General features: G+C 60.1%; 16 protein-coding genes. 9 read left to right on the top strand and 7 right to left on the bottom strand.

Translation table 11 applies throughout. The features are described from left to right. Positions 1–18: 18 nt before the first annotated feature. From MF268_RS10445 to MF268_RS10430, 4 genes are read right to left on the bottom strand one after another with little or no spacing between them, the layout of a single operon-like run. Entirely contained in the window at positions 19–804 is a 786-nt protein-coding gene (locus MF268_RS10445; protein WP_238370811.1) for an ABC transporter permease, read from the bottom strand. Beyond that, entirely contained in the window at positions 801–1,535 is a 735-nt protein-coding gene (locus tag MF268_RS10440; protein WP_273544997.1) for an ABC transporter permease, read from the bottom strand. Before MF268_RS10440 ends, MF268_RS10445 begins: the two co-directional genes overlap by 4 nt. Before the next feature lie 21 nt (positions 1,536–1,556). Next, the gene (locus tag MF268_RS10435; protein WP_238370809.1) at positions 1,557–2,330 is read right to left on the bottom strand and encodes a transporter substrate-binding domain-containing protein; all 774 of its coding nucleotides are present in this window, start codon (positions 2,328–2,330) and stop codon (positions 1,557–1,559) included. A gap of 20 nt (positions 2,331–2,350) precedes the next feature. Continuing rightward, on the bottom strand, positions 2,351–3,151 hold the full coding sequence (locus tag MF268_RS10430; RefSeq protein ID WP_238370808.1) for an ABC transporter ATP-binding protein: 801 nt from the start codon (positions 3,149–3,151) through the stop codon (positions 2,351–2,353). 86 nt (positions 3,152–3,237) lie between these two features. Here MF268_RS10430 and MF268_RS10425 point away from each other — a divergent pair, with 86 nt between their 5' ends. From MF268_RS10425 to MF268_RS10415, 3 genes are read left to right on the top strand one after another with little or no spacing between them, the layout of a single operon-like run. Beyond that, entirely contained in the window at positions 3,238–3,888 is a 651-nt protein-coding gene (locus tag MF268_RS10425; RefSeq protein ID WP_238370807.1) for a TetR family transcriptional regulator C-terminal domain-containing protein, read from the top strand. Continuing rightward, positions 3,885–5,072, top strand: a complete 1,188-nt coding sequence (locus tag MF268_RS10420) for a pyridoxal phosphate-dependent aminotransferase (RefSeq protein WP_238370806.1) — start codon at positions 3,885–3,887, stop codon at positions 5,070–5,072. Before MF268_RS10425 ends, MF268_RS10420 begins: the two co-directional genes overlap by 4 nt. 36 nt (positions 5,073–5,108) lie before the next feature. Then, complete coding sequence (locus tag MF268_RS10415; RefSeq protein WP_238370805.1) at positions 5,109–5,900, top strand: dimethylarginine dimethylaminohydrolase family protein; 792 nt, start codon at positions 5,109–5,111, stop codon at positions 5,898–5,900. On the opposite strand, the gene MF268_RS10410 is transcribed toward MF268_RS10415, so the two are convergent. Next, the gene (locus tag MF268_RS10410) at positions 5,897–6,850 is read right to left on the bottom strand and encodes a 5-oxoprolinase subunit C family protein (protein ID WP_238370804.1); all 954 of its coding nucleotides are present in this window, start codon (positions 6,848–6,850) and stop codon (positions 5,897–5,899) included. The two genes, MF268_RS10415 and MF268_RS10410, sit on opposite strands and share 4 nt — an antisense overlap. Then, entirely contained in the window at positions 6,847–7,587 is a 741-nt protein-coding gene (pxpB, locus tag MF268_RS10405) for a 5-oxoprolinase subunit PxpB (protein WP_238370803.1), read from the bottom strand. The genes MF268_RS10410 and pxpB overlap by 4 nt, the downstream gene beginning before the upstream one ends. Before the next feature lie 263 nt (positions 7,588–7,850). Between pxpB and MF268_RS10400 the strand changes: the two genes are divergently transcribed. From MF268_RS10400 to MF268_RS10390, 3 genes are read left to right on the top strand one after another with little or no spacing between them, the layout of a single operon-like run. After that, positions 7,851–8,264 carry a VOC family protein gene (locus MF268_RS10400; protein WP_238370802.1) on the top strand — a complete coding sequence of 138 codons (414 nt, stop codon included), beginning with the start codon at positions 7,851–7,853 and terminating at the stop codon, positions 8,262–8,264. A gap of 29 nt (positions 8,265–8,293) precedes the next feature. Then, positions 8,294–9,247 (top strand): NAD(P)-dependent oxidoreductase, encoded by a 954-nt coding sequence (locus MF268_RS10395; protein ID WP_238370801.1) that lies wholly within the window; start codon positions 8,294–8,296, stop codon positions 9,245–9,247. Beyond that, complete coding sequence (locus tag MF268_RS10390; protein WP_238370800.1) at positions 9,244–10,524, top strand: hydantoinase/carbamoylase family amidase; 1,281 nt, start codon at positions 9,244–9,246, stop codon at positions 10,522–10,524. The genes MF268_RS10395 and MF268_RS10390 overlap by 4 nt, the downstream gene beginning before the upstream one ends. Before the next feature lie 4 nt (positions 10,525–10,528). On the opposite strand, the gene MF268_RS10385 is transcribed toward MF268_RS10390, so the two are convergent. Further along, positions 10,529–11,299, bottom strand: coding sequence for a LamB/YcsF family protein (locus MF268_RS10385; RefSeq protein ID WP_238370799.1), 771 nt, complete (start codon positions 11,297–11,299; stop codon positions 10,529–10,531). 184 nt (positions 11,300–11,483) lie between these two features. On the opposite strand from MF268_RS10385, the gene MF268_RS10380 reads away from it, so the two are divergent. The 3 genes from MF268_RS10380 (at position 11,484) to MF268_RS10370 (ending at position 14,702) form a co-directional block, all read left to right on the top strand. Further along, positions 11,484–12,143, top strand: coding sequence for a GntR family transcriptional regulator (locus MF268_RS10380; RefSeq protein WP_238370798.1), 660 nt, complete (start codon positions 11,484–11,486; stop codon positions 12,141–12,143). Between the two features lie 332 nt (positions 12,144–12,475). Further along, on the top strand, positions 12,476–13,567 hold the full coding sequence (locus MF268_RS10375; RefSeq protein ID WP_238370797.1) for an ABC transporter ATP-binding protein: 1,092 nt from the start codon (positions 12,476–12,478) through the stop codon (positions 13,565–13,567). Positions 13,568–13,595: 28 nt separating this feature from the next. Beyond that, the gene (locus MF268_RS10370) at positions 13,596–14,702 is read left to right on the top strand and encodes an ABC transporter substrate-binding protein (RefSeq protein ID WP_238370796.1); all 1,107 of its coding nucleotides are present in this window, start codon (positions 13,596–13,598) and stop codon (positions 14,700–14,702) included. Positions 14,703–14,766 lie beyond the last annotated feature (64 nt).

Genomic DNA, 14,766 nt, shown 5'->3' with positions numbered 1-14,766 from the left:
GCGCGCGGCTTTCGCAGGTTATCCACGCTGAATGGCGCTTGGCACTTGCTGTTCGATCCGCCGGAAGAAAAAGGCAATGATCCCGGCAATCACAAGATAGACCAGCGCCAGCAACAGCAGCGGTTCGTAGACGATCAGCGTATCGGCCCTGACACGGGAAGAAACTGCGTAGATGTCGATGACGGTGATCGTGGCCACCAGCGGTGTCGCCTTGAGCTGCAGTATCGTTTCGCCCCCCAGCGTAGGCAACACGTTGCGAATGGCCTGCGGCAGCCAGATGCGCCGGAACACGGCAAACGGACGCATGCCATAGGATTTGGCCGCCTCAAGCTGTCCCTTGCCGACGCCGGAAAAGGCACCCCGCATCACTTCGCCTTCGTAACCGGCATAGGACAGCGTCAGCGCCAGAACCGCATAGGGCCAAGCCTGCCGCAGATAAGGCCAGAGTTCGCTCTGCCGGATCGCCGGGAATTGCGGAAAGAGCGACCCCAGTCCGTAATACAGCAGCCAGATTTGCAAAAGCAGCGGTGTGCCACGGATCACGGTACAAAAGACGCGGGCCGGTGCCGCCAGATACCAAGGCCCGACCGCCTGCGCCAAACCCAGCGGAATCGCGAGGAGAAACCCCAGTATCGTTGTAACGACCAACAGCCAGATGGTACGCCACAACCCTTCCAGTGCGAGCGGCGCATACTTTGGCAGCCAGTCCCAGCGCAGCGACAAAGCGCACCAAACGACAAAGGCCAGAAACAGAAGGATCAGCACGATCCGATGCGGTTTGAGAAGATCACGCAGCCCGATCATCGTGGTCCCCCTCTGAGCGAGGGTTGCCCGCGTCTTGCCCAGCGCTCGATACGGCCAAAAATGACCTGTGAAAACAGCGTCACGATGAGGTAAAGCGCACCCGCCGCGAGGAAAAAGGTGAAATAGGCCCGCGTACTTGCCGCGGCCTGACGGGTTTCAAGCGTCAATTCGCTAAAGCCGACGATAGCCAGCAGAGCCGTATCCTTGGTCGCGATCAGCCAGAGATTGGCCAGACCCGGCGTCGCAAAGGACATCATGGCCGGAATGGTCACCCGCCGCATCAGCATCAGCGGGGGCATCCCAAAGGCGCGCGCGGCCTCAATCTGCCCAGGCGGCACCGCCTGAATGGCACCGCGTAAAACTTCGATGGAATAGGCGCCCTGAACGACGCCCAGCACCCAGATCCCCGCAACGACCCCGGAAATCTCGACACGGCCATAGCCCATCGCCTCCGAGACCTTGTTGATCAGGTCGCTCCCCAGATAATAAAGGATCAGGATCAGCACCAACTCCGGAACGGCCCGGATCACGGTTGTATATACGGCAAGCAGATCGCGAAGGATCGGCCCGCCGTACAGTTTTCCATAGGCCCCGAACAGCCCGATCACCAGCCCCATGCCAAAGGCGCCAAAGGCGATCTGGAGGGAATTTAGCAGACCGCGTAGCAGATTGCCGCCCCAGCCCGGCGGAGACAACGAAAGCAGCTCCGCACTCTGGGCCAGACCAAGCATGTTCAGGAGATCAGACACGTATCAGCCGCCGTAGATGCTCGTGGAGAAGTACTTGGAGGTGATTTCCTCATGCGTCCCGTCTTCGAGGATTTTGGCGATCCCCGCGTTCAGCTTTTCACGCAGTTCGTCTTCGCCCTTGCGCACACCCGCGCCGACGCCGAGACCAAGGATCGACGGATCATCAGCCACCGCACCCTTGATTTCGCAGCACGCACCAGCATCGGATTCGATGAATGCGCTCATCGCGATGCTGTCAGCCTGAGTTGCGTCGATACGGCCCGAAACGAGATCCTGGTTGGCTTCATCCTGCGTCTGGTAGATGCGGATTTCGGCTGCGTCGGTGAAATACTTCTGCGCATAGTTCTGGTGGATGGTCGATGCCTGGACACCAAGGATCTTGCCGGCCAGCGATTCAGGCGTCGGTTCGATATCCATCGACTTGTCGGCCACGATCACGGTCGGCGTGTTGTAATACGGGTCCGAAAAATCGATCGTTTTCTGGCGCTCTTCGGTGATGGACATTGAGGTCATGATCACGTCGATCTGCTTGCCGGTCAGTGCGGGAATGATCCCGTCCCACGCGGTGGGCGTGATTTCGCATTCGAGCTCGGCCGCATCACAGACTGCTTTGATGATTTCGATCTCCCAGCCTTCCCATTCACCGGCGCTGTTGACCGAAGAAAACGGTGGGTAGGGTTCAGCCGCAACGCCGACCTTGATCGGGTCAGCCGCAACAGCACCGGCGGTCAGCAGCGCCGCAGCCGCAGTTGCGGCGAGGGTTTTCAGGAATGTCATCGGTAGTCTCCCTTAGTTGGTTAGTTGATTGACATGAGAAATTGTTGAAGCCGTTCGGACTTGGGCGCGTCAAAAATCTGCTCCGGCGCACCCTGTTCCTCAATACGGCCTTGGTAGAGATAAACCACGTGGTCGGCCACCTCGCGGGCAAATTTCATCTCGTGTGTAACCAGCAGCATGGTACGCCCTTCGGCGGCAAGGTCGCGGATTACGGTCAAAACCTCACCGACCAGTTCAGGGTCAAGCGCACTTGTTGGTTCGTCGAAAAGCATGACATCTGGGTCAACCGCCAGCGCACGGGCAATTGCGGCGCGCTGCTGTTGTCCGCCCGACAGATAGGCTGGATAGACATCGGCCTTGTCCCCCAGCCCGACACGCTTCAGCAGGCTCTGCGCCTTTTCGATTGCCTCGGCGCGGGGTTGCTTGAGCACGTGCACCGGCACTTCGATCACGTTTTCCAGCAGCGTCCGGTGCGTCCATAGATTGAAAGACTGGAAAACCATGCCCAGACGGGTGCGGATACGTTCAAGCTGGCGGCGGTTCGACGGCGTGCCGTCGTCCCGCATCGCGATATGCTCGCCGCCAACATAAATCCGGCCGGAGGTTGGTGCCTCGAGGAAGTTGATACACCGCAGCATCGTGGACTTGCCCGACCCGCTGCCGCCGATGATCGCGACCACGTCCCCCTTGCGCGCCGTTAGGTTCACGCCCTTGAGTACTTCCAGCTCTCCGAAAGACTTGTGCAGTTCTTCGATGCGAACGGCTTCCTTATCGCGCCCCGAAGACGCAGAAGCCGGATCACCCCCTGAAAAAGAATCCATTCTTTCCCTGTCCGATTTTTCTTGTAGTAGGCACACAGTCCAGTAATTATTCAAGCGTATAATTATTTTCGCCGCGAGCTGCCACCATGTCTTCCCCTCCCCGCCGAAAATTCAGGCGTGAAACTGCGTCGCAGCGCAAGGACGATCTTATTGCGGCCACCTTGCAGGTGATTTCCGAATCGGGCGTCAGGGCGGCGACCGTGCGCACCATCGCCGAAAGGGCCGAGGTGACGCAGGGGCTGATCCGCCATTACTTCTCGAGCAAGGAAGACCTGATCGCCGCGGCCTATGAACATCACATGACGCAGATGACCGATGCGGTCGCGACAGCCAAGGATGTCACGGCAGGCACTGCCCGCGACAGGCTAGCCGGTTTCGTCATGGCGTCGCTCTCGCCCCCTGTGGTGAACCCGGGCTGGGTTGCGCTCTGGTCCGGTTTTTTGAACGAGGCACTGCATGATGCCGATCTCAACAAGATCCACCAGCGCACCTACCACCACTTCCGCGACCAGCTTGAGGCGCTGATTGCAGAAGCGCTGCGCGAGACAGATCAGCCCGCGCCCCCGGAACGCCTGCGCCAACTTGCTATAGCGAGCAACGGGGTGATCGACGGACTCTGGCTGGAAGGCGGCGCGCTGCCACAGGAATTCGCAACCGGCGAACTCGCAAAAATAGGACTCGATTCGGTTGCAGCCTTGACGGGGCTGGACCTGCACAGAAAGGCGATAGACACATGAAATACGCAGCGATCAACGACCGGCTCGCCAACCTTGGCGGTGCGAAATGGGCCATTCACCGGCAGGCCCGCGCCCGCGTGACCAAAGGCGAGGATATTGTCGAGCTTTGCATCGGCGAACCGGACGTGCCGGTTGCGGATGACATGATAGAAGAAGCCGTGCGGTCGATGCGGTCCGGTCGCTACACCTATTCGAACGGTCGCGGCGAACCGGGCCTGACGGCAGCACTGGCCGAAAGATATTCCCGCACCTCCGGACGCAAAATCACGCCCGATCAAATGATCTGCCTGCCCGGCACCCAGACCGCTCTTTACCTTGCGCTGCTCGGACTGGCGCAGGAAGGCGACGAGGTGCTGGTCGGCGATCCCTACTATGCCACCTATGAAGGAGTCATCCGCTCCAGCGGCGCCGACCTGGTGAAAGTTCCATTGCTGGCTGAAAACGGCTTTCGCCTGCAAGCCAGCGATATCGAGACGCGCATCACCCCGCGCTCCCGCGTCATCCTGCTGAACACGCCGCACAATCCGACGGGTGCGATCCTGACCGCCGCGGACATCGCCGCCATTGGCGAGGTCGCCCGCGCGCATGATCTCTGGATCATATCGGACGAAGTTTATGAAGATCTGGTCTTTGACGATGCCACCTTCTGCTCGCCACTCTCGCTCCTGGAACTGGCAGAACGCGTGATCGTCGTATCCTCGATCTCGAAAAGCCACGCCGCGCCCGGTTTTCGGAGCGGCTGGTGCGTAGGGTCCCCGGAATTCGTCGAAACCCTGCTTCCGCTTGCCGAAACGATGCTGTTTGGCAGCCAGCCATTCATTGCCGACATGACAGAACTTGGCATCCGTCAGGGTTCCACCGTGGCCGAAGGCATGCGCAATCGCTATGCCTCACGCGCCCGCACGCTTGCAAGCCGTCTTTCGGATGAAACCGCACTCTGGGCACATCCACCACAGGCCGGAATGTTCATCATGGTCAATATCGCCGCCACCGGCATTCCCAGCGATGTTTTTGCCCAGCGCCTGCTGGACGAGGCCGGGCTGGCCGTCATGCCCGGAAGCTCCTTTGGTGACACCGTCCGTGACTGGATCCGCATCGCACTGACCGTTGAGGATGAGCGTTTCTACGAAGGCGTCGAAAGACTGATCGCCTTTGCCCGGCAATTCGAGGCCGTCAGCGCCTGACGCCTTTCCCTAGAACCCAGCAAGAGTACATACCGTATGCTAAGCCCTTCGACCGAATTTACCCACGCCATCACCCGCCGTCCCGCGCAAAGCGTTGTGAACGGTCTGCGCGCCGAAGACACCGGCACGCCCGATCTCGAAAACATGCTCGCGGCCCATGCCGACTATGTAGCGACGCTGAAATCCACCGGTGCAACCGTAATCGAACTCGGTGCGCTGAAGGACTACCCCGATGCACTGTTCGTCGAGGACACTGCCCTTTGCCTGCCGCAGGGCGCGATCCTGATGCGGCCCGGCGCGCCATCGCGCATGGGCGAAGTGTCCGAAATGGCCCCCACCCTGCGCGACCTCTACTCCGACATCCGCGAAATCAAGGGTCCGGGGCATATCGAAGGTGGCGACATCCTCGTCACCGGACGCGAAGTGCTCGTAGGACGCTCGGCCCGAACCGATGCCGAAGGCGTTGCCGAACTGCGCGCGATCCTGTCGGACTGGGGCCATTCCCTGCGGGAAGTCTTCACGCCCGAAGGCGTACTCCACTTCAAAACCGACTGCTCCCTGCTCGACGCAGAAACTGTGCTGGCAACCCGGCGGCTGGCGGACTCCGGCTGCTTTGAGGGCTATAGCGTCATTTACGTTGCCGAAGGCGAAGAAGCCGCTGCCAATGCGATCCGGTTCAACGACCTAGTTGTCATGCCCGCAGGCTTCCCGCGCACGGCAGAAACTGTCCGCGAGGCTGGCTACAAAGTCCGGGAAATTGCCAACAGCGAGTGCGCCAAGATCGACGGCGGCATGTCCTGCCTGTCTCTGCGTTTTACCCCGAGTTAACCCGTCAAGGGATCGTTCGGCGCGAGGTTTTCCAGCGCCGAACGGCGCATTTCGGTCGCTTCGCGCACCATTTCCTCGGCTTGCTCGACCGTAGCAGCCCGGAACCTGACAGCCTTGCCCGAAGGCGTTTGGACCAGACGACCCAGATCGGCGCTGGCAACGGTGGCGATCTTTGGGAAGCCGCCGGTTGTCTGTCGATCCGCCATCAACACGATCAACCGGCCAGATGGCGGCACCTGTATCGATCCCATAAGCGTTCCGTCAGACACGATATCATGACCACCGGCGGCGTGAATTTCCGGCCCGTCGAGCATCATCGCCATCCGGTCCCGCTGTTGCGAAACCTGGAACTCTCGACCGAAGAGGCACGAAAAAGCGTCTTCGTCGAAATGATCGTCCTGCGGCCCCGGAACCAGCGAGATCGGTCCGCCCCGCAGCCTTATCGGTTTGATTAGCTTTTTCGGCTCGGCCCCGGTGTCGGAGCCAAGCGGCAAGACATCACCGGTTCGCAAGACCCGCCCCTCAAGGCCGCCAACACCGCTGCGCAGATGAGTAGAACGGCTCCCCATGACGGGCGGGCAGGTCACGCCTCCACCTATGGCGATATAGCCCCAGACCCCACTGCGCATCGCACCGATCTCAAGTTCGCTTCCCGCAGGCGCGCGCCATGAAGACCAAGGTGAGATCGGCTTGCCATTCAGCGCAACCGGCACGTCGCCTCCGGTAACCGCGATCAAGCATTCATCAGCTAAAGATAACCGGCCGCCGATCAAAGCGAATTCCACCCCGGCTGCATCGGGCACATTTCCGACAAGCGCATTTGCGGCCTCGAAGGCGTCGCGGTCCATCGGCCCAGATCCGGACACGCCGAAACGCAAGAAACCGCGTCGGCCACCATCCTGAACCGTCATCATGGGACCCGCGTTCAAGATGCGCATGGTCCTGCTCATACGGTGGTCTCCCGGATCACGTCCGGGCTCTCTCCCCGGGACACCCGGGCGCTCAGATCTTCGAACTCGACCTCGTCTATGCGGCGAAACCAGAGACTGTCGCCCGCGTCCAGCAGAAAGGGGTCCGATCGCCGAGGGTCAAAGAGCCGAAGCGGCGTCTGGCCAATAAAATGCCACGCGCTCGGTCCGGCAACCGAATTGACACTTGCTTGTTCGCCACCAATTCCGATGGCCCCTGCCGGAACGAGTTGGCGGGGCACCGGCTTGCGCGGCATTGCAAGCTGCTGGGGCAAGCCGCCGAGATAGGCGAACCCCGGGGCGAAGCCGATCATGTAAACTCGATATTCAACCGACATATGCAGTGCGATCAGTTCTTCGCGATCCATACCCTTGGTCTTGACCAGGTCGTCCAGATCTAGGCAAGCATCGCCACCGTAATAGACCGGTATTTCGATCCTGCGTCCCAGTTGATCCGAGGGTCTGATCCGGGTCAGACAAGTCCGAATATGAGCGGTCATCTCCCGCGCAGAGGTCACAAGCGGATCATAGGCCACCAGCACCGAACGATATGTCGGCAGCGCCTCCTGCATTCCTTCCGGCGGCTCGGCATCCAAGGCCGATGCGAGCGCCAGCGCGACTGTGTTCGCCCGCTCATCCACATCGCGTGAGAACTCGACACAAATCGCGCTGTCGCCACAGTTCAAGAACCGGGCATCGCGCAGCATATCCGAAATCAATAACAGCTCCTTTTAGCTTTGCCCAAAACGTTCCCCGGTTTCATTTCAGTCTTGCGCTGCCCTCAGATCCGCTAAAGGCGCGCAGCGACCATCAGAAAAACGTCTTGAGGTGTCAGCCGCAACCAATGTTTAAGCACCTGGGCAAAGAATTGGCTCCTAGGCACCCTAAAACCTTGAAACCAGCCGGATACCATTGGTATACCAAGATCGAAACCATGTCACCCCCGGTGATGTCCCACGCCTTGCCAGCGGCAGGAGAGATTATGCCTTCACTGTTTCACCTCGCCTATCACGTAACGGATCTGGATGCTGCCCGCCGGTTTTACGGCGACATCCTGGGATGCACCGAGGGCCGCAGCACCGAGACATGGGTCGATTTCGACTTTTTCGGGCACCAGATTTCCCTACATCTCGGGGAGCCGTTCAAAACGACCCGCACCGGCAAAGTCGGCGATCACATGGTGATGATGCCCCATCTCGGGCTCGTCCTGCCGCTGGACGAATGGAAAGCTGTCGCTGACCGACTTGGCGCGGCAGGCATCGAATTCGACATTCCTCCGGTCATTCGTTTCGAAGGTGAACCCGGCGAACAGCGCACCATGTTCTTTTTCGACCCTTCGGGAAACCCTATTGAAATCAAGGGATTTGCGGATTTCGACTCCGTTTTTGCCAAGTGAACTCAGGGCCTCAAGACACGGTACCCCCGATGAAATGCCTCGTCACGCAGCCCATTCATGAATCCGGCCTGGCAAAGCTGCGATTGGCAGGGATCGAACCGATTGTTGCCCGCACAACCCAAGCCGAGGCGCTGCGCGACCTGATCGCCGATTGCGATGGTGTCATCACCCGGAACTTTGGCCTTCCTGCCAACCTTATAAGCGCGGCGCCACGCCTGCGCGTCATCTCTGTGCATGGCGCCGGGCACGAACAGGTGGACAAACCCGCCGCCGACAAGGCTGGCATCATTGTCTGCAATGCCCCGGGTGCCAACGCACGGTCGGTCAGCGAATTAACAATTGGGCTGGCTCTCGCAGCTGCGCGACTGATCCTGCCCGCAGATCGGGCCGCCCGCCTGCATGACGAAGGCTTCAGGGATCGGTCCCTGACCCGCGAACTCTTTGGCAAGAACGCCCTTGTCGTTGGCTGGGGCGCTACTGGCAAAGGGGTCGGTAAGATCCTGCGGGACAGTTTTGACATGGCGGTCACCGTCTACTCTCCCCGCTCCCCCGAGATTGAATCGGGTTTTCACCGCGGCACCGACCTCGGCAAAGCCGCGGCCCAGGCCGATCTCATCTCTCTGCACACCAATCTACGTCCGGAAACGCGGCACCTGGTCTCAACCGAAATCCTAGACTGTGTGAAACCAGGCGCGATTTTCGTCAACGTCGCCCGTGCCGGTCTTGTCGATGAAGAGGCATTGGTTCAGGCATTGCAGACAGGCAAGCTCCACAGCGCGGCCCTTGATGTTTATTCAGATATGGCGCCTGAAGGTCCGCTTGGCCAGATGGACAACGTGATACTGACCCCGCACCTCGGCGGCGCCACCGAAGAATCGATGATCCGTGTCGCCGACATGGCGGTCGAGAACTTGCTTGACGTGCTGTGCCGCAACCAACGCCCGGAAGCGACCGTTAACAATCCCGGAAGCACACAGGAATGACGGATTCCGTCAGCGATATGATTGCTCGCGTGCTGGACCGGGTGAACCGGATCGGCGCGTCAAACCCCGGCTGGACCCGCCCGAGCTACAGCGCTGGAGAAACGCAGGCCCACGACGTTATCGCCGATGAAGCCGACCGCCTCGGCCTACATGTTTTCCGCGATGCTGGCGGAAACCTCTTCGCCCGCCTGCCCGGCGCTAAAAAGAGACTGCCTGACCTGTACAGCGGTTCCCATCTAGACACGGTCCCAAGCGGAGGCGCCTTTGACGGTGTCGCCGGAGTGGCCGGAGCGATGGCGCTTGCCGCCCATTTCGTGGAACGCGGCAAAACCCTCCCTTTCGATCTGGTCGTATCGGTCATAAGGGCCGAAGAAAGCGTCTGGTTCCCGGCCTCCTACATAGGATCGCGCGCGGCGCTTGCGCGACTTGAGAAGCCCGAGCTCTCCATTTGCCGGGCCGATAGCGGCCGTACGCTTGCGGACCACATGCGCGAACAGGGGGGCGACCCAGACGCCGTGATCGGCCATCGCGGCCTTAAGCCTGCGCGATTCCTCGAGATGCACATCGAACAGGGTCCGGTCCTTCACGAAGCCGGTCAGGCCTTTGCCACTGTCGACGGAATTCGCGGCAGCCTCCGCTACCGCTTTGCCCGGATCGAAGGTGCGTGGGGCCATTCAGGAGGCGTCCCGCGTCACCTCAGATCGGACACGGTCTTTGCGCTTGCCGACCTCATCGGAATGCTGGACAGGGAATGGGCCGACATTGAAGCAGAAGGCAGAGATCTCGCCATCACCGTAGGTCGCATAGATGCCGCCACCCCCGACCACGCCTTTGCAAAGGTCCCCGGACAGGTCGAGTTCTGTCTTGACCTGAGAAGCGATTCGACCGCGCTACTTGAACACATGGACGCCAGACTAAAGGGCTTCGCCGCGCAGATCACACAGGAAAGAGGCGTGCGCTTCGATTTCGGCCCGCAGTCGCGCAGCCGCCCTGCGCGGCTGGACGGCGAAATGCGCGATGCGTTTCATGCTCAGGCCAAAGCCCGTGGCCTGGATGTCCCGACGCTGGCCTCGGGCGGCGGGCATGATGCCGCCGCTTTCGCCGATGCCGGATGGCAATCCGCCATGGTTTTCCTGCGCAACTGGAACGGCAGCCATACGCCTGACGAAGGCATGGATCCGAAAGATCTTGCCGAAGCCGTGCGCTGTATCGCCGCGACCCTTACTGAAAACCCGATGTTTATCAGTCCGAGCAACGTTGAGGCCACCCCGACCTGACAGGTCAACGGATGTGAAACGGCCCGATTGTCACGCCTTCACATTCAAGCGCATCTCGCAGGCGCGCAGCGATCTGAACCGCCGTAGGCGTATCTCCGTGAATGCAAAGCGTATCCGGCTTCACCGATAGCTTCTTGCCGCCGGTCGTCGGAATATATCCGTCCACCACCATGTGCAGAACTTGTTTCAGGCTTTCCTCCGGATCGTGGATGACGGCGCCGGGCTGGCTGCGGGGCGTCAGGTGCCCCTGATCCGTATAGCTGCGGTCCGCGTAGATTTCGCAGGCCACGGACAGCCCCACCTCTTCCGCGGCCCGCATGGTTTCGCTGTAGGGTAAAGCCACGAAGAACAAGGACGGGTCGACGGATTCGACCGCGTCTACACAAACGCGTGCCAGTTCGATATCTTCGGCCGCCATGTTGCCCAGCGCGCCATGGGTTTTGACATGGGTCATCTTGGCCCCGGCGGCTTCGGCCATCGTCTTGACCGCTCCGATCTGATAGATCAGCTGCGCCCTGAGCGCTTGCGGCGTGTCCCCGGTGATCCGACGCCTGCCAAATCCATAAAGGTCCATAAAGGAAGGGTGCGCGCCAATCGCGACGCCGCGTGCCTGCGCGGCCTCGATGGTCCGCGCGATCACGTCCGGGTCGCCCGCATGAAAGCCGCAGGCGATATTTGCAGAGCTCACCAGATCCAACATCGCCGCGTCGTCGCCCATCGTCCAGGCACCGAAGCTTTCCCCCATGTCGCAATTGAGATCGATACGATGGCTCATCCTGTCGCTCCTGTCGGTTCATTAAGGCCAGATCTGGGCCAAGCCTGTTTTCAAGGCAAACCACCTTGAAACATCGAAGTCCAGCCGCCTTGGTTATTGGGGTTCAGCATTGTGCCTGTTATGTATACCAGCGACACACCCAAGGAATACAACAATACCGGGCGGGTTAGGGAGAGACACAATCATGTTGAAAACGTCCGAAGAGCGGCTGGCGCTCAACGCCTATGAACAGATCCTCCAGATGGTCCTGTCGGGCGAAGCGGCGCACGGTCAGATGATAAATGAACGCCGCCTTGCCGACATGCTCGGCATTTCCCGCACGCCTGTCCGTGATGCCCTGCTCATGCTCGAAGCCGAAGGACTTCTTGTACGGCAGGGAACGCGCGGCCTCCAGATTCGCCAGATGCGGATCGAAGAGTACATGGATGCGCTGCACATCCGCCAGATTCTCGAACCCGAAGTGGCCCGACTGGCTCAGGGTCGAATCAGCCGCGAGGACCTGCAAGCAATCCGCGATCAGCTTGTCGAACTGGTCGCCTCCAGGCCCTCGACCGGCGAACGTCCTGACCGCGAAAAGGTGCGCGCAGTGGATGACCTTTTGCACGGAAGCCTCGCCGAGGCCGCAGGCAACCCGCAACTGGCTGATATCATTAGGACGGTCCGCCGCCGCACGCAGATATTCGATCTGCGCTCAATCCCTCAACGGTTCGACGAAACCTGTGCCGAGCATCTTGCAATTATCGATGCGCTGATGGAGGGCGATGCCCAGAAAGCCTCCGAGGCGATGCGGAATCACCTCGACAACGTTCAGGGCAGCATCTTGCAGACATTGGCGTCCCGCTGATTTTTTTGGCCACTCGATCCAACTGCCACCCTGAAACCGTTTTCAAACTAATCATTTCAAATCAACACCTCGCTGCTATGGCGAAGTCATTCTTCCTGCAGCGGCCGAATCTACTCCGATAAATCCCGCCTGAAATTTACGCAGCGTTCGGTCCAGCTCCGAACCAACTATATGCTTTGGGTTGACCTTTGGCATACCAACGCCATACCAATTCCATATCACTGCCATCTGGTTGGTTCGGCGTCTGTATCCCCAAGTTGGTCTCAACGCGCTCAACCATGAAGGAACCACTGCCCCCAACCCCGCCAATGGCGGGACAGAACGGAACCGGAATGAACACGACCAATCGCGATCTGCTCGTCACGAACCTCGAGAAATCCTTCGGCGATTTCCGCGCAATCAACAGCATCTCGCTGACGATCCGGGCAGGTGAGTTCCTGACGATCCTCGGCCCTTCGGGTTCGGGAAAGACGACCTTTCTGAACTTGGTTGCCGGGTTCTTGGACTGCGATGGTGGCACCATGACCCTGGGTGATCGCGACATAACCCACCTGCCACCGGAAACCCGCGACTTTGGCATGGTCTTTCAGGGATACGCCCTGTTCCCGCACCTGTCGGTTTTCGACAACGTCGCTTTTCCGCTAAAAGTACGCAAATGGTCGTCGGACAAGATCGCCCGGCACGTAGAAGAAGCGCTCGACCTGGTGCAGCTTGGCAACCTGCGCGACCGGATGCCGAAACAGCTTTCGGGCGGCCAGCAGCAGCGCGTCGCCCTTGCCCGCGCCATGGTATTCCGCCCCAACCTGCTGCTGCTCGACGAACCCCTCAGCGCGCTGGACAAGAAGCTGCGCGCGGAGATGCAGGAAGAGCTGAAACGTCTGCACCGTAAGGTTGGCCTCACCTTCATCTACATCACACACGATCAGGACGAAGCCCTGTCAATGTCGGACCGGGTCGTAGTCATGCGCAACGGTGTCATTGTGCAGGAGGGCCGCCCCGATGAGCTCTACAAGACCCCGCGCACCAGTTTCGTTGCCGGTTTCCTTGGCCGGAGCAATTTCCTGCGCGGCGACGTCATCTCTCGTGAGGGCGAAGAGCTTACGATCAGGAATGGTGACATTACGCTGCGCCAACATGCAGGCGCGGCCACGCTTGAACCCGGCAACACGGTGCTCATCGCGCTGCGCCCCGAGGCTGTCAGCCTGATCGAAGGCGATGTGCAGGCCGATAATGTGATCGAGGCGACCGTCAGCGATTCAAACTACTTCGGATCGAATTTCTCCATCACGGCCAAAACCGATCACTTCGGCACGTTCGAACTCACGAAGCCCGCCGCCCAGCTTTCTCATGACCTCGCTGCCGGCAGCAGGATCCGCCTTGGCTGGTCCGCCTCGGCGGGCGTGATCGTGGAAGACGATGAATAAACAACAACTGCAACAGGAAGGAAGAAAAGTGACACAAAGTTTCGAAGAAGACTGCGCCGATCTGATCGGCATCGAAGAAAAGAAAGGCATGTCCCGCCGGGACCTGCTGAAATTCGCAGCCAGCATCGGCATCCCGATGGCACTTGTTCCGGGTATGACCCGCAAGGCCCTTGCGGCCGACGCGAAAGAAGTCGTGCTTTGCAACTGGGGCGGTGTGGCACTCGAAGTATTCGAGAAAGCCTTTGCCGAACCCTACGAGGCGAAGGGCGGCAGAATGGTTATCGACGGTTCCGGCCCGGGCACCGGCAAGATCCTCAACATGGTCATGGCCAATAACGTCACCTGGGACATCGTCGACTCCGGTATCGTCGGACTGACCCAACTTGGGCCGCAGGGCGCGCTGGAAGAAATCGACTATTCCATCGTCGACAAATCCAAGGTCATCCCTGAGTTTGCTTATGACTATGGCGTTGTGAACTACATGTTCTCCAGCGTTCTAGCATGGGACAGCGAAAAGGTCGACGGCACGCCGACACTGGCAGACTTCTTCGATCTAGAGAAATACCCGGGTCGCCGCCTGCTCCGCAAGGATGCGCAGGCAATGCTGGAACTGACCCTGCTCGCCGATGGCGTCGCGATCGAGGATCTCTACCCGCTCGACGTCGAACGCGCGTTGGCCAAGCTGGCCACGATCAAGGACGAGTTGCTGTTCTGGGGCTCCGGCTCGGAAAGCCAGAGCCTCCTGCGCGAAGGCGAATGCGTCATGGGCATGATCTGGAACACGCGCGCCAACGTGCTGGAAAAGGAAACCGACGGCCGCATCAAGTACACGTTTGAGGGTGGCCTGCTCCAGCCCGGTCTCTGGGCCGTTCCAAAAGGCAACCCCGCCGGAAAGCAGACCGCGATGGAAGCTATCGCTTCGATGCAGGCGCCCGAAGGTCAGGTCATGGTTCTCGAAGCCATGGGCAACGGCCCGGCAAACCCAGCCGCTTCGGAACTCGTTCCCGAAGGCCTGGCCGCGTCCAACCCGGCTTCGGCTGAAAACGTCTCTAAGCAAGCCCGTATCTCGGCCGACTGGTACGCCGAACACTATGCGGATGCGATGCAGGAATACCTGGATTTCATCACCTCCTGACACTCCCCCGTCGGGCGCTTCCCGGTGCCCGGCTCTACCTTCACCCCCTTAACCGGGGGTGCTT

It is taken from the genome of Heliomarina baculiformis (assembly GCF_019966545.1).
Taxonomy (GTDB): Bacteria; Pseudomonadota; Alphaproteobacteria; order Rhodobacterales; family Rhodobacteraceae; genus Heliomarina; species Heliomarina baculiformis.
The sequence above is the reverse complement of the archived record's forward strand: the minus strand, read 5'-3'. Positions and strand labels throughout refer to the sequence as shown.